This window comes from Teredinibacter waterburyi (genome assembly GCF_001922985.1).
In the GTDB taxonomy this organism is placed as follows: Bacteria; Pseudomonadota; Gammaproteobacteria; order Pseudomonadales; family Cellvibrionaceae; genus Teredinibacter; species Teredinibacter waterburyi.
Genome location: NZ_MRUH01000010.1, coordinates 58,949 through 78,785, shown reverse-complemented (window position 1 = coordinate 78,785; position 19,837 = coordinate 58,949). Strand labels below are relative to the sequence as shown.

The following is a 19,837-nucleotide window of genomic DNA, read 5'->3' as shown; positions in this document are numbered from 1 at the left end:
TACTTTAATGGTTACATGTTTTGAATACTAGTTGGCATGGTTTCTTCCAGCCTATATATCTGGCTTCGAAAAGGCTGATCTAAGCGACAAAATACAAGGCATCGCATATACGGTAATAAAAAAAGGGCGCCTATATTTAGGCGCCCTTTTAGTTGGATTTTCGCTTGCTCGGTGAATTAAGCCATATCGGCATGCATAATTTTTGTCCACGCCTTGACAAAATCAGCGACAAATTTTTGTTTTGCATCATCGCAGGCATAGACTTCGGTCAGTGCTCGTAATTGAGAATTTGAACCGAACACTAAATCTACACGGGTTGCTGTCCACTTAATTTTACCTGTTTTGCGATCACGGCCTTCAAATGCCTCTGCGTTACTCGAGGTTGGCACCCATTGGGTATCCATATCTACAAGGTTCACAAAAAAGTCATTGGTTAGCACGCCCGGTGTTTTGGTAAACACGCCCTGCTGCGAGTTATTAACGTTCGCATTTAACACTCGCATTCCGCCTATCAGTACTGTCATTTCTGGCGCGGTAAGCGTGAGTAGTTGAGCGCGGTCTAATAACAGCTCTTCCGCCGAAATGGTGTAGGCTTTTTTTGCATAGTTGCGGAAGCCATCGGCAATTGGCTCCAACACGTCAAACGACTCGGCATCGGTTTGACTATCCGAGGCATCTGTTCGACCTGGTGTAAACGGTACATCGACGTTGTGGCCTGCATCTTTCGCAGCCTTTTCCACCGCTGCAACGCCACCTAGCACGATGAGATCTGACAGCGAGACCACTTTGTTACCAGACTGCGCACCGTTGAACTTCTGCTGAATGGACTCTAACGCACCTAGGACTTTTTGTAGTTGCTGTGGCTGGTTTACATCCCAGTCTTTTTGCGGCGCTAAGCGGATACGCGCGCCGTTGGCGCCGCCACGGTGATCAGATCCGCGGAAGGTGGAGGCCGACGACCAGGCTGTATACACCAACTCGGATACCGTTAAACCGGAACTCAATACAGCCTGCTTTAAGCCGGCAATATCTTTCTGGTCAATTAAATCGCCATCCACCGCAGGCACAGGGTCTTGCCAAATCAGATCTTCACGCGGTACATCTGCCCCTTGGTAGCGCGATTTTGGCCCCATATCTCGGTGAGTAAGCTTGAACCAAGCACGCGCAAATGCATCGGCAAACTCGTCTGGGTTGTCCCGGAAGTGTTGTGATATTTTGCGGTATTCTGGGTCTTCACGCATGGCCATATCGGCGGTAGTCATCATAATACCAACCGGCTTGGATGCGTCTTCCGCATCCGGTGCGTGATCTTTTTCGGCAAGGTTTTTCGCCGCCCACTGCTGTGCGCCGGCCGGACTCTTTACCAGCTCCCAATCGTAACCGAAAAGTACGTCAAAATAGCTGTTATCCCACTGGGTTGGTGTAGGCGTCCAAGCGCCTTCAATACCACTGGTAATCGCGTCTCTACCTTTACCACTTGCGTAGGTGCTAATCCAGCCTAGGCCCATCTCTTCTATTGGTGCTGCTTCCGGCTCTGGACCAACCAAGGCAGCATCACCTGCACCGTGCGCCTTACCAAAAGTGTGGCCACCGGCTGTTAGGGCGACGGTTTCGTAGTCGTTCATCGCCATTCTCGCAAAGGTCTCGCGAATATCTTTGGCTGATGCAACTGGGTCTGGGTTGCCATCCGGGCCTTCTGGGTTTACGTATATAAGCCCCATTTGAACGGCAGCAAGTGGGTTTTCCAAATCTCGTTCACCGCTGTAGCGGGTGTTTCCCAACCACTCGTCTTCAGCGCCCCAATAAACATCTTCTTCAGGCTCCCAGATATCCTCGCGTCCACCCCCAAACCCAAAGGTTTTTAACCCCATTGATTCGATCGCAACGTTTCCAGTTAGTACAAACAGATCAGCCCAGGAGAGGCTGTTGCCATATTTTTTCTTCACCGGCCATAGCAGACGACGTGCCTTATCGAGGTTACCATTATCCGGCCAGCTGTTGAGCGGGGCAAAACGTTGGTTGCCAGTCGATGCGCCACCACGGCCGTCTGCCGTGCGGTAAGTGCCAGCGGCGTGCCACGCCATACGAATCATAAATGGCCCGTAGTGACCGTAATCTGCTGGCCACCAATCTTGGGAGTCGGTCAGCAAGGCTTCAATGTCTTTCTTAACCTGCGCTAAATCCAACGAATTAAATGCGTCGGCATAGTTAAAGTCTTCACCTAGCGGGTTCGACTTACGATCGTTCTGGTGGAGAATTTTTAAATTCAATTGATTCGGCCACCAATCCATATTCTTAGTGGCTTTTCCACCCATACGGGTGTTTCCGCCATGCATTACAGGGCATTTTCCAGTCGATGAGTTATTGGTTTCCATTATAAGGCTCCGGTTTACACGAGTATTTGGCAGGAAATGTTTTGAGCAGTTGTTTAAATACGCTACAAGGAGATAATATGCGCTCCCCCTGAATAGGGAAAATCAATATTATAGATACGGCCAATAGCTTTTTTTGGATCACCAGCAAGCGGAGTCGCCTTTCTGGTTAGCTTGATACGGCGTAATGATAGGCTAAAAATTGAAACTTCGGCGGGGAATACAGCGATTACGGCGCCTAAACGACCGCCTTAGATTAAAGGGGGGCAGTTGGGTCAAAAAATTAAGTTATAAAGTAACAGTTGGTATCTAAAGTGACTATCTAGAGCGACTGGCGACGTTATAGACCAAAGCTGGGGCGCCTAGGGATGACAGATAAGCCTCCCCAAAACGTGAATTTAAAGCTTAACGAAACAGTACGGACTCACCCACTCGGTCGATCAAGACATTACGATAGTGCTCAGCCTTTGCAATTTGCAGATACTCAAGCGGATTGTAATCATCGGTTATCAACTCGCCCCCCACTCCCGATATAGCTACCTCTCGCTCCGACAGCCATTGATGTGGCTGCTGTGAATTTGGGTGCTGGCCGGAATTTAATTCGGTATCGGATACAACAAATACGTAGTCACTAAACTCTTCTCCGGGGGTACGTACATAAGTTTTGCGGTGGGCAAAAACCGAATCCAATGTTCGTGCGACAGATTTCACTGGGGTCAAGCGCTCCGCATCGGTAAAGCCAACAAAATTAACCGCCAACACACCTCCGGGATTAAGCTTAGCTTTCAGCTCTAGCATCATTTCTTCACTAAGCAAATGAATGGGCTCAGAGCCGCCGGTAAAACAGTCGTGAATAATTAGGTCGTAGGTTTCGTTTAGCTGCCTAACTTGATAGCGGGCATCACCAACAATAACTTTCCCCGTAGGCTTGAAGTTAAAGTACTTGTTCGCCGCATAGGCCACCGCAGGATCAATTTCGATAGCATCGGTTGCTACCCCGTAGTTTGCGAGATCGTTCACCAAATGGCCCGCACCCAAGCCAATTAATAGGCCTTTTTTTCCATTGGGATTGAACCACGGAAGTAAACGTACAACGGTCTGATACCCCAACAAACCAACTCCCGTGGGTACATACTCTGCACCTATAGTGGAAGCGTCAGACATCAGCCAGCGAATATCATTATCCTGCTGCTGTACAACGCGCACCCAGCCATAGTGAGTTTCCTGTTCGAACAGCACTTGGTAGTTATCATCTTTGGTATTACGGCCACCGCTAAACATCTGCCAAGCTAATACCGCAATCAACACCACAGACACTCCAGCCCATTTCATCGCAGGGTACTTAGTCGTCATAAATGACTTTTCATAAAGCGATAAAGCAACGGCAAGACAAAGCAGTACCAGCGCCAAAACCAACAGAATAGTATGCGTTCCATATAACGGTAATAGATAAAAACCCAACATTAGAGTCCCTACCACACTACCGACGGTACTAATGGCGTAGACGTTACCCGCGGTGGAGCCTACATTTTCTAAACGGTCTGTCGCCATACGAATAACGAAAGGGCCAGCCATACCTAAAAAAAGTAGCGACGGCGTAAACAATACGAAGGCACTAGCAAGGGCTCCCAAACGCAAACCTAAACCATCAAACATCAATTGAACGGGCTTACTTATTAAGGGGATCACCGCGATTAAAATAGCCGCCGAGATAACGGCATGAGGCAAGCGCCAGTAAGTAATTTTATCGGCGCAATAGCCGCCTACATAGTAGCCCATAGATAGGGCCAACAAACTCACCGACAATAGAGATGACCACACGATAAGGCTTACACCATAAAAAGGTCCGATAATTCGTGTACCCAAAAGTTCAACCATCATCACAGCCGCACCGGTAATCACTACCGTGCCGTAAAAAACGAGTTTATCTAAAGGCTGGTGTTGTCGAGATGTCGGTTGTTTAGTTTTATTTTTCATTTCCTGACCCAAAGCGATTAAGTGAATTTATTATTTATTATGTGTATTGGTCGCGCCTAATGTTATACCCCCCAATTTAGAACTTTGGATCTAAACTTGCCGAGGCCTTAGTCTTATCTACAGAATACTTACATACAGAACTCGCCGCTAACTCTTACACCGAGTGGTGCGTTTTCATCACCCTTTAATCCTGAAAATGAAAACTTAACAGTTTTACCGGGAGCGATTTCGGTATTCCACGATAAGTATTCGCCTGTGTATGGGTTATTACCACTAAGCGCCACATCGGTTGATTCGAAAATGGTCGCACCATCTTCGTATTCCCAGTGTACAGTCCAGCCGTTAATAGACTCCGACCCTTTATTGGTCATACGGATTTCACCGGTAAACTCATATTGACTTACGCCAGATATAATATGCTCACACAGCACAAATTTTTTCTTTTCGATAATTTCGTCTTCGATTTCTTCTGTCAATTCAGCTTCTTGTGGTGAATCGACAACATTTGACTGGGTAATTACAAACTTTTGAATGGGTTTTTCAATGGGTAAAGAAGGCTTTTCTTGCAATGGCTTTTTTATAGGTGGGGTTACCGAGACGACAGGGACAGCGGATACAGGCTCAGGCTGTTTCGAAAAAATGTAAGAAGTAAAAATGGCCGCGAGTACTAGAGCAACAAGAACAAAAGTCCACCGAGCTTTTATTGAAATTTTCGACATAACGGTTACCGAGAAAATTTAAGTTAAGCGATTCCATAAGAAACTAACCCAGCCGAAGCTGGGTTAGTAAGTTAACACTTAAAGTGTTTAATCGCATCTTTACGACACGTTAGACAATCCAATTACTGCGAATCACAAGCGGCTTGAGAAACACAAGTTTGGTTGTTTTCATTACCCCAACCGCTAGAGGTATTTTGACAAATAGCAACGTTCCAACCGTACCAGCTACAAGTTCCACCGGAACCGCCACTAGTGCTAGAAGACGAGCTTGAAGAACTGCTTGAGCTAGACGAGCTTGAGCTGCTAGAACTAGAAGAACTGCTTGAGCTAGACGAGCTTGAGCTGCTAGAACTAGAAGAACTGCTTGAGCTAGACGAGCTTGAGCTGCTAGTACCACAAGAGCTAATCACGCCACCGCTACCGCTCTGGCTTTCACAAGTAGTGCGACCGATACAGCTTTGGCCATTCTCGTAGCCCCAACCGCTAGCTTGGTTTTGACATAGTGGACGTGGGTCGTCTTGATACCATTTACACTGCTCGGTACAAGTTCCGCCAGAAGTACTGGAAGAGCTAGACGATGAAGATGAGCTGCTAGAAGACGAGCTACTTGAAGACGAGCTACTTGAAGACGAGCTGCTGCTTGAAGACGAACTGCTGCTTGAAGAAGAGCTGCTGCTTGAAGACGAGCTAGAAGTATTACCGCCACCACCAAAGGTTACGTCAACACAGCTAAAGAAGCGCTCGTAGGTCGCTGGATCACGGCCCCACTCACCATAAATAACGTGACGACCTGAACGGCTAGGCACATTACAGGTTGCAGACAACAGGCCAGCACCTTCATTCATTGAGATACTACCAACCTGACGATCACAGAAAGGCTGGTCTTCGAAATCAGCCCAAGTCAGTACACGGTTTTCATCAAAACTAAAGCCAGGCTTAGTAATCCAAAAAACGAGTTCTTTGGTATCGCTAAAGTGTGGACCATTAGTGATGTTCCAAGTGAAAGTCTGGTTGCCGCCACTCATTGAGGACGTTGGCCAATTTGCGGCGGTATCCCAAGGTGCTGGGTTAAAGTTTTCACCGTCAAAACCACACACGTTGGTTGTACTTTTTACAACTTTGCGGCCTTCATTGTGAGCAACAACGCTCATGAAGTTGTACCAATGCGAGCTTTGACCACCGTAGCTATCAAACGCATCATCACACTTGTTACTAGACCGGTTATCCGGCTTTACTTCTACGCCACAATGCTGCTGACGCGATGGGGGAGACTCAATGTATCCGTGGCTGAAAGCCATGCCGGCATAACCTAGCAGGGCAAGTGCAGCCGTAGTTTTTAATACTCTGGAAGCAAACATGTTGATTATCCTTTCTTGTTTTAAGTGATTAGGTTGCTTATTCCCTGAAAGCAGGCCAAAACATGGCCTGGTCCTGATGGTCGTTGTACGAACCTCTTAAAAGAGAGCCGATGTAGACCATGCTGCCTTGTATCTCGCTATCTTTTTCTTATTTGTGGACAGCTGAGAAACAAATATGCGCCTGAAACCAAAGGGCGACAAACACACAAATTCAAGCACGTAAGCCCGCGCTTGAGCAGAAACTGTAAATTAAGTGATTCGGTAATTGCTTTAATCGCCTAGCTCCGATACGCCCCGATTTTTATTTAATTATTTTTGAGGGTTATCCAAAACGAGTAGCAACCAGAATTAATCTGTAAGTATCTGTCCAAAGCGTTCAAAAAATCAACAGGGCGACCATTCAATAAAATAATAATGGCGCATAAATGATCCTCACACACTTAAAGCGACACCCTAATTTCACTGCGCTATATGTAACCGGCATCTATATTTTATATTAGTATAGGTCGCTGTTGATCTTGGGGCATTTTTAACTTTGTTTTTAACTATGTTCTTAACTAAAAAGAACATCACCAGCGCTCAGCCAGCGAAATTGCCGTCTAGCAAGATATAGCATTACCTGCGCACTAGCCATGTAGATTATGTTAATCGCTGCGATTGATTTAATTATCACACTATGGACTACTGTATTTAAAAACAGTATTCTAGCGCAATGAAACTCTATATCGCTGAAAAGCCGAGTCTAGGTCGCGCTATTGCCGATGCACTACCTAAGCCACATCAACGCGGCGAAGGGTTTATTCGCGTCGGCAACGGCGACGTAGTCAGCTGGTGTATAGGCCACCTGCTCGAACAAGCGGAACCGGAAGCCTATAACAGCGCTTATAAACAATGGCGTCTCGAACACTTGCCCATAGTTCCAGAGCAGTGGCAGCTAAAACCCAAAGCTAGCACCGGCAAGCAATTGAGCGTATTGCGAAAATGGGTAGGAGAGGCAGACACATTGGTACACGCTGGAGATCCCGACCGTGAAGGACAACTACTTGTCGATCAGGTTATTGATTTTCTCGGCGTCAGTCGCGCCAAACGCGCAACAGTCCAACGCTGCCTTATTAGCGACATGAACGTCGCCGCGGTATCTCGAGCGTTAAATCAATTGCGGCCCAATAGCGACTTCGCCTCACTATCACGCTCGGCGCTGGCTCGCTCTAGAGCCGATTGGCTGTACGGTATTAACATGACCCGCGCCTACACCCTACAGGGGCGTAAGGTTGGCTACCAAGGGCTGCTCTCAGTTGGCCGTGTTCAAACACCAATATTGGGGCTAGTGGTACACCGCGACCGCGAAATTGAGTGTTTTGTCCCCAAACCTTACTATCAAGTGGATGCCCACCTAGAAACAGCATCCGGAGAACATTTTTGCGCGCGCTGGCAACCGAGCGACGCCTGCCAACCCTATATGGATTCCGACGGGCGGGTATTGAATAAAGCACTGGCCAACAATGTCATAGCGCGTATTGCCGATAGCCCCGCAACGGTGACCTCTTTAACCGAAGTGAAGAAGAGTCAAGCCGCAGCACTACCTTACAACCTTTCATCGCTACAAATAGATGCTGCAAAACGCTTCGGCTATAGCCCCAAGCAAACCCTCGACCTTTGTCAAACGCTATACGAACGCCACAAGCTAATTACCTACCCTCGCTCCGATAGCCGCTATTTACCAACTGAACATTATCTTCAAGCACAACAGGTTCTGGCTGCAATCGAAGCCAATAGCTCGTCATTAACCTCGGCAGTGCAAACGGCGAATACCAAACTTAAATCTAGAGCCTGGAACAACAGTAAGGTCGACGCACACCATGCGATTATCCCGACGCTCAAAAAAGCCGGTACTGGTATAAGTCCGCAGGAAACGACCATCTACGAATTGATCGCCCGCCAATATATCGCTCAGTTTTACCCCAAGTGGGAATACAGTGAAACAACCCTAAACCTACAAATTAGCGGCGGAGTGTTTGTAGCCAAGGCACGTGTTACGCGCAAACTCGGCTGGAAGGCACTGTTCGAGTCTAATCGCTCCACCGACAAAGTTGCAGGGCAAAAAGCTCCTAACGCCGCAAAAAGTGGAAATAAAAATTCAGCTATAAACAGCGAAGAAGAATTCAGCACAACCCATCTTCCCGCTCTCAAACATGGCGATACACTGCACTGCTCTCACGGAGAGCTATTGGAGAAAGCTACCCAGCCACCGAAACGTTTTACCGATGCAAGCTTACTCGCGGCCATGACCGGTATCGCGCGTTATGTTCACGACCCAGCGGTTCGTAAAATATTGAAGGAAACCGATGGTTTGGGCACCGAAGCCACTAGGGCGGGAATATTGGATTTGTTATTTAAGCGTAATTTTCTTGTGCGTTTTGGTAAGCAAATTCAGTCCACCGAAGCCGCGCGAGGTTTGATTGCAAGCCTCCCGAACAGCGCAGCTACACCAGATATGACCGCGCGCTGGGAGGCCACACTCAATGCCATAAGTCAAAAGGAAGCCAGCTATACAGACTTTATGGCTCCACTAACCTCAAGCCTTTACCAACTTATCAGCCAAAGTCAGGCCGTATTGCCCAGCGCACTTAAGGGCATAAAAGCGAAATCGCCAACGTTTAAAGCACGCGGGAAAAAACCGATATTGACCGCTAAAAAGAAGCCCTACTCTAAAAACAGTCCCGCAGCTAAAAAGAAAACTGCAACCAACTGAATTATTTCAACACAAAATCTACCGGCAATAAAAAACCTCAACCCGTTAGAGCTGAGGTTTTCACAGGCTATAACGCTTGTTTTAGCGTCGAAAAAGGCAATTAACACTTCAACTTAAGAAAAGAACCCTTTTAGCAATTTTTTCCCAAGCGATTCTTTTGCCATATCTAAGAGTGCACCACCCTTACTATTGCTATCGATCAAATCTGGAATCATTTGCGCTAAACCGCCGGTTGCGGCGTCTTGATCTAAGCCTAGTGATTGTGCGAAGCCTTTAACTTTACTTTCACCTAATAGCCCCAAAACATCACTGGGTGAAAATGCGGAGTTTCCACCATCGCCAAGCCAAGACGCGGCTAGCGACGCTAGGTTTTTGTTTTTACTGAGCAGCCCAACGATAGAACCCAAATCTAACTTACCATCGGTCATCGGTAATAATCCCGATAGGCCGCCGATCACTTTGGATACGTCTAAACCACTTCCGGACGATCCCATTTTGCTTATAAAGAGTTTTGCTGCAACATCTAACAAGTCCATGATTATATCCTCAATATTTTTCTGTCTGTATCGCTATGCGTATTTCTAGCCCAAGGTAAATTTAAGATAACGGCGGAATACGCAGCGTTTGGCCTGGGTAGATTTTATTAGGATCGGTTAGCATAGGCTTGTTAGCTTCAAATATTAGCCCGTACTTACCGGCATTTTGGTAGACTTCCTTGGCAATTTTAGACAGTGAATCACCGGGTTTAACCGTGTAGAAAACCGCTTCTGGGGCAGTTTGTTCAACTTCAATCTGACAATCTACCGAGGTAATCCCATGACGATTTCCAGCCGACAAGGTTACTTTTTCACAGGTTTCCTGATCAGCGATAGTGCCGGTAAGGGTAACCGCATCGACATTTACCGCAACGACAACGTTACTCACGGTGTCACCAAATTCCTCATCCAACGCCTGGCGCATACCTTTAGTACGAATCTCACTCATACGCTCTGGCGATATCGTCGCAGGTTTGTTTATATCCTCATCATCGTTCAGCATATCGTAGATACTACTGCCCAGTGCTCCACCAGCGTCGGTTACAAACGAAAAAAGTCCCATGATATTGCCTCAGAGTTTAGTTTAATTAAGATAAAGACCTTTTACGCGCCAAAGTTCGCACAAAAAAGGGAACATCGATTTTATAAACATTCTCGGTGAAAGTGGCAACAATAAATCCAGTTTTTGAGGCTTTTGTTCTGTTATCGATAAGATTAACCACTCTAGGTCAAAGCTCTTATATCCTGCAGAAATCAGTGCTTAACGCTTTACACCGTATAGTTCTGACGGGGAGTGCGAACAGACACCCCGATCAATCACGATTAGCCTATAGGCGGCCGCCAGCGCATTATGGATTTGCCTCATCAAGATAAGATCGCCCCTTTTAAATGGACGCTTTTAAACTCTCAATTTCACGGCCAAGCCTATACAAAAACTTGGATTTACGGCGCTTATGATGGCAGCATTGTCGCGTAGGAGCCTAATGATTAGATTTGCTTACCTACCTACAAAACCAGCCGTTTTTTCCATAAATAAAAAATCACAGTATTTCCCCGTCATATACTCGGTCTTGAGACTCGTCTCGTTTCCCTATCCCGAGCTAGCCTTCATCAGCCCACATACGTTTTTCGTTGCCATGCAGTAATTGTCGAACTCGGTTTATATCGTGGATATTAGAGAAGGTTGTGCCCAAGCTGTGGATTACACCAAACGTATCATCTACACCAATACGCATTTTCATTCCAAAATGCGATTCGCTCCCCTTTTTAGTTTGATGCATCTCGTGGTCGCGTGTCCGGGATTCACTTTTTTGTCGAGTGGGAGCGCTAGTAATGGTGGCGTCAACAATCGCGCATTCCTCAAGGGAAAGGCCTTTTTTGACAAGGTGTTTGTTTATTTTGGTAAACTGTTTCTTCCCGAGATTACGCCTTTCGAGCAAGTGGCCGAAATTTAAAATCGTTGTTTCGTCAGGCACAGTATCGATACTGATTCCGGAAAAGCAGCTCATGGATTCAACTTCGTACGACGTGTCTTCCATCGCCGGATGGATAAGATTGTAAAACAGTTGCTTGCTGTGAATGCGAAGCATGCTCGAACGCGGGAACGGTTTGCGTCCGCGCAGTAATTTTGAGTAATAGCGGACTATCGAGCTCATTTCAGGGAAGTAGTTTATCCATATCAAGAAGAAATCTTTCCCTGCGGGTTTGTTTGCGTTTTGCTTGACCTTTGGCAACTGAAAAACTTAGCTGAGGCATAATGTTTACTCTGATTTGAAATGGCTCGTATTATCGAAAATATTGGCTATTTTTCAGAGGTCCCCCAAAACTTCAGCACTACCAGCAATCAGGTTACTACCCAACTCAATATTGTATGCGATACCTTGAACTGCGAGATGAATACCGAATTTCGCTTGAGGGATTTGTGTTTCAAAGCTAGAATTTTGGAAGCGGTTTGATACGCTGTTATAACGATAACCAGTTCGCAACTGGTTATCGTTATTTCTACGAACTACATTTAGCTCACAACTACTACCAACGATTAGGCTTAGTTTCAGGGCCCCAACCAAATCTGTGGCGGTCGAATTCGGGCTGAAGCTCTTTGCTATATACTGTATTGCCGTCTATATCTTTTAAGCTTACCGTCATATCGTTACTGAATTTATCGATTTTCACATCCCCATAAAACTGAAAGCCCGCCATCGGTGACATGTTTGCCGATGGTGGCGATTTTTCAAACACTACCTCAGGCCCAAAGGTATTGTCTAAAGCATTGGGGCCAAAGCTACCCGCATTGATCGGACCAGCCACAAACTCCCAAAACGGACTAAAATCTTTAAATACCGCGTTTTCTGGTGTGTAGTGATGTGCTGCGCAGTAGTGCACATCGGCAGTCAACCAGACTACATTTTTGATTTTATGTTTTTTAATAAACCGCAGCAGGTTCGCCATTTCCAACTCGCGCCCCATAGGTTCGCCGTCGCCATTGGCCATATTTTCAAATTTTTCAGCACCGTCTCGAACCATTAAACCGATTGGCATATCTGATGCGACGACCTTCCAAACCGATTTCGATGTCAATAGTTTGTGCTTCAACCAATTTAATTGCTGCTCACCAAAAAACTGCGTTTCGTCACTGGCCTCTGTTTGATTATTGGCAGAGTTTGGCCCACGATAGCTACGCATATCAATAACAAACATATCCAGCAATGAACTGTATGGGATATGACGGTATACACGATCTTGCTCTTTCGCACTGAAAGGTCGCATTGGGGCGTATTCCATAAATGCGGTTGAGCCCCTTGCGATTAATAGCTGAATATTTTTCTCCGTGTAGCGATCGTCGCCACTTAGATCTTTTGAGTCTGACCAGTTATTTACCACCTCATGGTCATCCCATTGCCAGATCTGTGGAACCGAGGCATTAAACGCGCGAACATTGTGGTCGAGCATATTGTATTTGTAACGGCCACGATATTCGGCCAGGGTTTCAGCGACTTTAGAAACGTCTTCGGTAACGAGGTTGTGCCAAATAAGGCCATCTTCCGCCTGCTGGTATTCCGAAATCGGGCCGTCAGCATAAATATTGTCACCACTGTGGATAAAGAAATCTGGCTTTTCCTGACGCATGGTTTCGTACATGCGCATGCCCCCAAACTCTGGATTTATCCCGTAACCCTGTCCAGCCGTGTCGCCAGACCAAAGGAAGTGTAAATCGCGACTAGGATAAACGGGAGCAGTAACAAAATGGCCTTCCACCGGCTCGCTGAGTATTCGGTCGTTATCTAAATCCTGAAAACTTACCCGCACAAATACATCGCGATCGGGAACAAGGTTTGCCAGATCCAACCGTGCGGTGAAATCATTTTTTTCTAGGGCATAGGGACCGCGAACGGTGGTGCTACGCCAGAAATTCTCATCATAGCTATATTCCACCAGCATACGTGAGGCACGATCTGCACGGCTCCATACCAAGCCCTTAGACGCCGTTACATCGCCAAATTGTATTCCCTGGGGTAACTGCGGGCGGGATGACTCGGAGGTGATAAGGCCCGGCGCCATGCTCCATGCCTTTATAGGTGTCATGGCCGCAATGCCGGCGCCACCCAAGAGTGTACCGGCCGTTTTTAGAAACTTTCGTTTATCACTATCTGTAGTCACTGTGAACCCCCACTAAATTGATTTAAATTAGGACGGCACGAGATACCCGTCTCAGCAGGGGTCAAATCTAAACCGCGTATGTTGCAGTATTCGGTCTTGTTTGTGGCAGCTAGGTGACGTATCTCTAAACGAGGAAGCCGGCATACCTATAAACGGTCTAATTGCGACGGGTATTGAGCCATGCTATAACACCAATATCAGAACTTTATTGATCAACAACCAACAGAAATGCGAACGACATGGATAATGTAATTTTCAACTTCCACGATCTCGTCCTTCTAACTACCACTTTTCAGTGTGTCGTTTTTTCCGCCATGCTATTTTTACCGTCCCGCGAAAAAACCGAAACGACAGTTTTACTCGCTCTTTTTCTCATGTGCCACGCGTTAATTCCAATCAACTTACTTATTACTTTTGGTGGAGGATTTCGACGCTCGGCTATTGAATCTATCCCAAGTGCGTTCTATATAATTGAATCGGTCTATTGGTTGGAAGGGCCTTTGTTACTGCTGTATGTACGCTCACTTCTATACAAAGATTTCACCCTGAAGAAAAGCCATTTATTGCTATTCATTCCATTTTGTTTTTATGTTTTACACCAATTACTTACCTATCACGCACTGAGCACACCAGACCAAATATCGCTACTAAAGAGCGAGCCGCGGCCAGGGGTAGGCCCTTGGTATATGCAAAGCATTTATATTGCCCGCGACATCTTTTTGCGGTTGGGGTTTGCGCTTATCGCGCTACGGGAAATCATTCACTACAAGCGTGAGACTATTGGAAAGGACGAGTTAAAAGATTCTAATGTGATATGGCTAAACGTATTAAGTTACGGTTTCGCATTTATTTACGCGTGGGATTTAATGGTGACGATACTCACCTATTTTTGGGATTTCAATATCAAGTTCGCTATCCGCCCAGGATTAACTGGCCTATTAGGTAACTATTGGAAGTTTTTCTTAATCATGGGGTTAGTGTTTTGTAATCTTCGATATTCGACACTTGTATTGGGTATTGCTCAACGGCGTAGAGCTACTGAACGCCACAGCTATAGCGGCTCAGATATCGAGAAGCTTTCGGCGTTTATGATTACTGAAAAACCCTTTCTTACCCAAGGACTATCGCTAAATAAGCTAGCGAGGCTGGTGGGGATTCCGGCCAAAACGCTATCTCAAATCGTCAACCAATCATTCGGTAAATCGTTTGCAGAGTATGTTAACGACTACCGTATTGAAGAGGCCAAGCTCTTAATGGCAACGGAACAACATAAGCGTTCGACCCTGCTCGACATTATGGAAATTGCTGGCTTCAACAGTAAAGCCGCATTCAATCGCGCCTTCAAAACACACGCGGGTATTACGCCTTCGGAATTCCGCCAGTCAATTTCCGCTGATACTCAACATTAGATTCAGCGTGAACATTCGCACGGTTTTGCGCAATAATAGATGGCGCCGGTTGTATGCCAGTTAAATCCCTAGACCTCCTGCACCTTACACACCACTTGGTTACGACCGGCGTCTTTAGCCTCATAGAGCGCTAGATCTGCCGAGCGGAACAGTCCATCGAGATCGGGTTTAGCAATGGTTGCTACGCCAAAACTAGCGGTAATTTTTTCTTCCTGATGTAGCTCGCTTGCATCCAATTTTTTGCGCAATAATTCAGCTACCACTTGGGCCTGCTGCAAGTCAGTGTTGGGGCACACCAATATAAATTCCTCGCCGCCCCAGCGGGCAAGAAAGTCTGAGCTGCGTGAATTATTTTTAAACAGCTCCGCTACAGACTTTAATATCTGGTCGCCAACATCATGCCCATAGCTGTCGTTAATTCGCTTGAAATGATCGATATCACACAGAATAAATGACATCAAAGTCCCAGACCTTTTGAAATCTGAGAGCCCATCGTATAAGGCATCGCGAATACCTATTCTGTTTAGCAATCCGGTTAGCTGGTCGGTTTTCGCTAAATCTTCAAATTGTTTGTTTTGTAAGTTTAAAAAACTATTAATGGAAATAAGTTCTTGTTGGTAGCTGCGGTTACTATTGAGTTCGAGCTTCAAGCGTATAAAGCGAAACAACAATAGTAAAAATATAAGTACAGACCAGAGTAGGACTACCCCTTTATAGAGATTTTCATCTGAAATAAGGTTTCCCCTAAAGGTGATTTTTTTGAGTTGTATCTTATGAATACCGCCACTCGCCTGTGAGCCGGTCTGCACCTCCACATAGATAATATCGTTGAATTCTGGGTGCGAATCTTTTAGCGCAATCTTTCGGTGTGCCAACCACCAATCCGCAACACTGAAATCTTTTAAATTGACGGTGATGCCATTGCGCAATTCCGCGACGGGGATTTCGACCATATTGTACTTAGTCGATGTCGGGTCTCCGACTACATAGTAGTTAGCGTGACGATTGCGGAAATAGATACGTACAAACTCGGCGTTACCTTCGTAGCTCCCCCAAATCGTCATCTGGCTGTAATCACGTAAATCCAGACCACTCCAAGTATCGCTCAAGGTATCGAGCAACATACTGCAGTAGGGGTTGCGGTATTGGCCGGCTAATTCACACTTCCACAGCTGCTGCTCTTGGTCCAGCCACGAGACATTACTGTTGCCGCCAGAATATTTGTCATCCGAGAGGCTGGCAGCATATTGGGTGGGAATAAACTCCCAATGCCGCGACATCCAATCTTTCGGCATAAAGATAAGTATCACCGATAGGCAGGCCATCATGCCGAGCACGGCCTCGATGGAGGTGATAGACCGCGGCAGCGAGCGGCTGGTATTTATAGTCATAAGCAATACGGCTAAAAGGGGTTAAATAGGCTTGCACCGCAAGATGCTTATCACGCCACGCACCCGTTTCTAACAAGTGTAGCCCATTATCAATCGCTAGGAGTTTGGAGCTACAACACCGACTAAAGTCTAGCTACCGACTTTAGTCCAATTGTTAGCCTCTTAGGTTCGTGAGACGCTAGCAACGCCTCCCGGTAAGCTTTACTTATAAAACCCGCTTTATCTAAAAACGTGTAATTAACAAAAGGAAAATTGTTATGGATAGCGTAACCCGCAGAACTATCGAAGTTTCAGGCTCTATCACCGCGGCTATCACCGCAACTATTGCAATAGTTACCGCTATTTTGGTCGCTATAGCACCAACCGCAGAGGCCGCCACAAAACAGATCTTTAGCGGCACTCTTTGCGAAAGCCTATACGACAAAGACTCAATCTACGGCGCTGGTATTCACTACCAATACGGCGGCATCTGGAATCAAAGCACTACTAACTGGGCCTATATCGATTGCCCTGTTCCCCGTGCCAATGGCTTCAGTTCTGGCACTATTGCCGATTTGGAAGTGGCCGTAACTGATACCGACGGCGACATGTGGTGCCAAGCGATTAATCGCAATCGTTATGATGGGGCCGTTGCAGTCGAAACGGCTTATTCCGGCGGTACCGGCAATCGTATTATCGACTTTGGCTCTGTCGCTGGCACCAGCTATGAAGGGCATATCACGGTGTTCTGCGTTCTGCCTAAAAATGGCGGAAAAGTTCACAGTATTAGCGTTGACATCAACGAATAGCGAGCGTCAAAACAATGCTTCTCACCGCTAAATCACCGCTCTATTGGCTACTTATTGTAACCATGGGGGCGGTGATTATCGCTCAGTTCGCTCTGGGGTATTTTCGTCCAGCAACGTCTTCTGGTGCCGCGACATCAACCACTGCTGCCGATTTAGAACTGCGCTCCGCAGCGGCACAGAACCAGCTCCAGCTCACGGCGTTAGAGCGTGAACTGGCTGAAATACGCGTACTCCTTAGTCAGCTGCAATCAAGCAACGCCGTACAATCGACACATCACCAGCACCCAATTGCCAATAGCACTCAGGCATCCGCCAATGATTTAATAGACAATAAAACTGCTAGCCACGAGCTACAGTACGCAGTAGCAGACAACGCCGATCTAGACGAAGCAGAGTTTGCACGCCAAGTTCGCACTAAGGCGATAGTACGTTACCAAAATGAAGATAGGGATTCGGAATGGGCAAATGTTGAAGAGGGCTTAATCCAACTAGCAGTAGAAAATAATGTCGACTTCCCAAGTGTACTCTTCAGCGAAGTAGACTGCCGTACAGATACCTGTCGGCTGCGACTGCTAATGGATGAAACAGCAAATGAACCTCACACGGAATTGGCGCTGGTAGCGGAGATTAGCCGACGTCTACCCAATGTGGTGTGGCAAAAAGAAGGCGAACAACTGACATTGCTATTAAGCCGCTAGCAGCCGTGTTAACACGACGCTAGCAGCGAGTTGCTAGATCCTAGTTTTTAGCAGCTATAGGTTCCGTCCGGCGCAGGGCTAGGGCTCTAGCGCGTAAAACGTGCCATCTAACGAACCGAACAGCAAGTGGCCCATATACAGCTCTGGCGTAGCGGTTGCGCCGTGGCCAACATAGTCTGGTAGGTCTGGCATCACCAAGGTCCACACAACCTCACCGGTATGGCGGTTAATTTTCACCATGCCACCGTCGGGCATAAAAGTGGGGTCGTAACCGAATACGGACTGATAGACAGCATCGCAGCCAACCGCTGGGGCCGCCAAGTTACCGCCATCAAGCGAGTTGGTTTCCCAGTAGGAACTACCGTCAATCGGGTTTAATGCAATAGACACCCGCCAATCAGAAGAACCGATATACACCTTATCCTTGACAACTGTGGCCGATGATTCCACCCACGAACCGCCGGCATAGGTTTTGGTCCAGACTACAGCACCGTCCTTGAGCGAAAGGCCATAGAGGTTGCTATCTCGGCTACCAATCACCACAACGCCGTTTACCTCTTTCGGGCTAGACGGAATCGGCCCGCCAGTTTGATGCTCCCACACCAAACGACCGTGTTTACTTAGCGCGACAACCTTGCCGTCAAAACCGGCAAATACAACCAGATTGCGTGTAACTAGCGGATCGGAGCGCACTTGAGCCCCCGTTTCATAGGACCACTGCACTTTACCGTTGCGAGCATTCAGTGCGTAAAAATGTCGGTCGCCACTGCCAACATAAACACTGCCGTGATACTCACTTGGCGACGAACTGTGGAAGTCCCATGAACAACAGTCGGCATATATGGGCAGTCGCTCAACCACCTCATGAAGATTGATGTTCGCGCGCCACAATAACTTGCCTGTTTTAGGGTTTAACTTGTACACATAGCCATCGTCGGAATTGATATATAGCCCGTTACGACTGACGCTGGGCTTCGAATATATTGGGCCCTCGGTGGCAAACGACCACTTTAATTCACCACTGGCTGAATCTAACGCGTACAAGCTGCCATCAGTGCTCCCCACATAAGTCGTGCCTTTAACAGTAGTCGACGATGCCCAAATTGCGCCCTCTGTAGCAAAACTCCAGAGGGTGTTCGGCGTGGTTGCAATTGCCACCTGAGCACCAAGGATTAATGCAAAACTCAAACATAGCGCCATTAGCCGCCGTGGTATTGTCAACCAAGATCGAATCGTTCGTTTCATAGTACCGCCTCGCTATTTTGTTATGGGATGTTGTTGGTTTTACTGCTGAGGCTTGATAATGATGGTACTAAGGGAATTGTGCGTTCCAATAGATAGAAGCGAACTACTGTCTAGGTGCGGCTGGATAATCAAGAACTAGTAGAGAGGCCAGCAAAACCGCCACAGGGCTCACGGATAAGCACTATGGATCATAGTGATGAATGGTTTAATGTGGTTTTGGTTAAGGTTTGAGGCTTAGCGCGGAGGATCGCTGCGATCACTAGTCGAACTATTTACTCGGTACCATCCCGCAATAGAATAGCGATCGCGGGTCGCTGGAAGCACCTCGTGTGGAAACTCTTCACTTAAAAACACCACTAACGTGCCAAATGCCGGGGTAACTTTTAAGCCCACAAGGTCGCGCTCATCTTTATACAAAACCAGCTCACCGCCTTCGTCTGGCAACCAAGTATTATTAAGGTAGGCCACTACCGACAAAACACGGTTCGCGGCGCCTTTAAAGCTGTCGAGATGGCGCTTGTAGTAGTCACCAGGTGAATAGTGCGCAAAATGACTTTCAAACGAAAACAAGCCCAACAGTAGGCGTCGATTTAAATAGGTCTGCAGTTGCTCAGCCCAGGCCAGCCACTGTCGACCGACCTCGGACTCACCCGTTATCCAACAAATTTCGTCACTGCGCACAAAGCGATTGCGCATATGCTCGGACTCTCGCCCAACACCAGCCGCCTTAAACTTTTCAGCGGATAAAACACACAAGTGCTGCTGCAGTTCGGCGGCTAATTCGATGGGCAGCGCCAGCGGATTTACGCTGTAGCCCTGCACCAATAGGTTGTCGGCAATACGCGCGAAGAGCTCATCGCTCGCCCCGCCATCACTCGAATGACGGCTTAAACCGGTATTGCCAAATAAATGAGTGGCTTCCACAAAATATCTCG

The 19,837-nt window shown here is 47.0% G+C and carries 15 protein-coding genes; 4 read left to right on the top strand and 11 right to left on the bottom strand.

All coding sequences use genetic code 11. The features are described 5' to 3' along the window. Positions 1–176: 176 nt before the first annotated feature. The 4 genes from katG to IDZ20_RS16460 form a co-directional block, all read right to left on the bottom strand. Positions 177–2,375, bottom strand: a complete 2,199-nt coding sequence (katG, locus tag IDZ20_RS01220; protein ID WP_188149606.1) for a catalase/peroxidase HPI — start codon at positions 2,373–2,375, stop codon at positions 177–179. A gap of 402 nt (positions 2,376–2,777) precedes the next feature. After that, on the bottom strand, positions 2,778–4,349 hold the full coding sequence (locus tag IDZ20_RS01215; protein WP_188149605.1) for a fused MFS/spermidine synthase: 1,572 nt from the start codon (positions 4,347–4,349) through the stop codon (positions 2,778–2,780). A 128-nt stretch (positions 4,350–4,477) separates the two neighbouring features. Beyond that, entirely contained in the window at positions 4,478–5,068 is a 591-nt protein-coding gene (locus tag IDZ20_RS01210) for a cellulose binding domain-containing protein (RefSeq protein WP_188149604.1), read from the bottom strand. A gap of 122 nt (positions 5,069–5,190) precedes the next feature. Continuing rightward, positions 5,191–6,366 (bottom strand): lytic polysaccharide monooxygenase, encoded by a 1,176-nt coding sequence (locus IDZ20_RS16460; protein ID WP_425443399.1) that lies wholly within the window; start codon positions 6,364–6,366, stop codon positions 5,191–5,193. A 772-nt stretch (positions 6,367–7,138) separates the two neighbouring features. Between IDZ20_RS16460 and IDZ20_RS01200 the strand changes: the two genes are divergently transcribed. After that, a complete protein-coding gene (locus tag IDZ20_RS01200) occupies positions 7,139–9,178 on the top strand; it encodes a DNA topoisomerase III (RefSeq protein WP_188149602.1) in 2,040 nt (679 codons plus the stop codon). Positions 9,179–9,291: 113 nt separating this feature from the next. On the opposite strand, the gene IDZ20_RS01195 is transcribed toward IDZ20_RS01200, so the two are convergent. The 4 genes from IDZ20_RS01195 to IDZ20_RS01180 all read right to left on the bottom strand — a co-directional run bounded on the left by IDZ20_RS01195 (position 9,292) and on the right by IDZ20_RS01180 (position 13,371). After that, entirely contained in the window at positions 9,292–9,714 is a 423-nt protein-coding gene (locus tag IDZ20_RS01195) for a YidB family protein (protein WP_188149601.1), read from the bottom strand. 61 nt (positions 9,715–9,775) lie between these two features. Continuing rightward, positions 9,776–10,276, bottom strand: coding sequence for a peptidoglycan-binding protein LysM (gene lysM / locus IDZ20_RS01190; protein WP_188149600.1), 501 nt, complete (start codon positions 10,274–10,276; stop codon positions 9,776–9,778). A gap of 538 nt (positions 10,277–10,814) precedes the next feature. Next, positions 10,815–11,396, bottom strand: a complete 582-nt coding sequence (locus tag IDZ20_RS01185; RefSeq protein WP_188149599.1) for an IS5 family transposase — start codon at positions 11,394–11,396, stop codon at positions 10,815–10,817. A gap of 346 nt (positions 11,397–11,742) precedes the next feature. Next, positions 11,743–13,371: an alkaline phosphatase D family protein gene (locus IDZ20_RS01180; protein WP_223144882.1), complete on the bottom strand. Its 1,629-nt coding sequence runs from the start codon at positions 13,369–13,371 to the stop codon at positions 11,743–11,745. 239 nt (positions 13,372–13,610) lie between these two features. Between IDZ20_RS01180 and IDZ20_RS01175 the strand changes: the two genes are divergently transcribed. Further along, positions 13,611–14,780 carry a helix-turn-helix domain-containing protein gene (locus IDZ20_RS01175; RefSeq protein ID WP_188149598.1) on the top strand — a complete coding sequence of 390 codons (1,170 nt, stop codon included), beginning with the start codon at positions 13,611–13,613 and terminating at the stop codon, positions 14,778–14,780. Positions 14,781–14,848: 68 nt separating this feature from the next. Here IDZ20_RS01175 and IDZ20_RS01170 read toward each other — a convergent pair whose 3' ends face one another. Beyond that, positions 14,849–16,171, bottom strand: a complete 1,323-nt coding sequence (locus IDZ20_RS01170; RefSeq protein ID WP_188149597.1) for a GGDEF domain-containing protein — start codon at positions 16,169–16,171, stop codon at positions 14,849–14,851. A gap of 257 nt (positions 16,172–16,428) precedes the next feature. Between IDZ20_RS01170 and IDZ20_RS01165 the strand changes: the two genes are divergently transcribed. Together IDZ20_RS01165 and IDZ20_RS01160 are read left to right on the top strand one after the other, a co-directional pair. Next, entirely contained in the window at positions 16,429–16,959 is a 531-nt protein-coding gene (locus IDZ20_RS01165; RefSeq protein WP_188149596.1) for a hypothetical protein, read from the top strand. A 14-nt stretch (positions 16,960–16,973) separates the two neighbouring features. Further along, on the top strand, positions 16,974–17,657 hold the full coding sequence (locus IDZ20_RS01160) for a hypothetical protein (RefSeq protein ID WP_188149595.1): 684 nt from the start codon (positions 16,974–16,976) through the stop codon (positions 17,655–17,657). Positions 17,658–17,735: 78 nt separating this feature from the next. Here IDZ20_RS01160 and IDZ20_RS01155 read toward each other — a convergent pair whose 3' ends face one another. Both IDZ20_RS01155 and IDZ20_RS01150 read right to left on the bottom strand, forming a co-directional pair. Beyond that, positions 17,736–18,902, bottom strand: a complete 1,167-nt coding sequence (locus tag IDZ20_RS01155; RefSeq protein WP_188149594.1) for an outer membrane protein assembly factor BamB family protein — start codon at positions 18,900–18,902, stop codon at positions 17,736–17,738. 234 nt (positions 18,903–19,136) lie between these two features. Next, complete coding sequence (locus IDZ20_RS01150; RefSeq protein ID WP_188149593.1) at positions 19,137–19,826, bottom strand: 2OG-Fe(II) oxygenase; 690 nt, start codon at positions 19,824–19,826, stop codon at positions 19,137–19,139. Between the last annotated feature and the right edge of the window lie 11 nt (positions 19,827–19,837).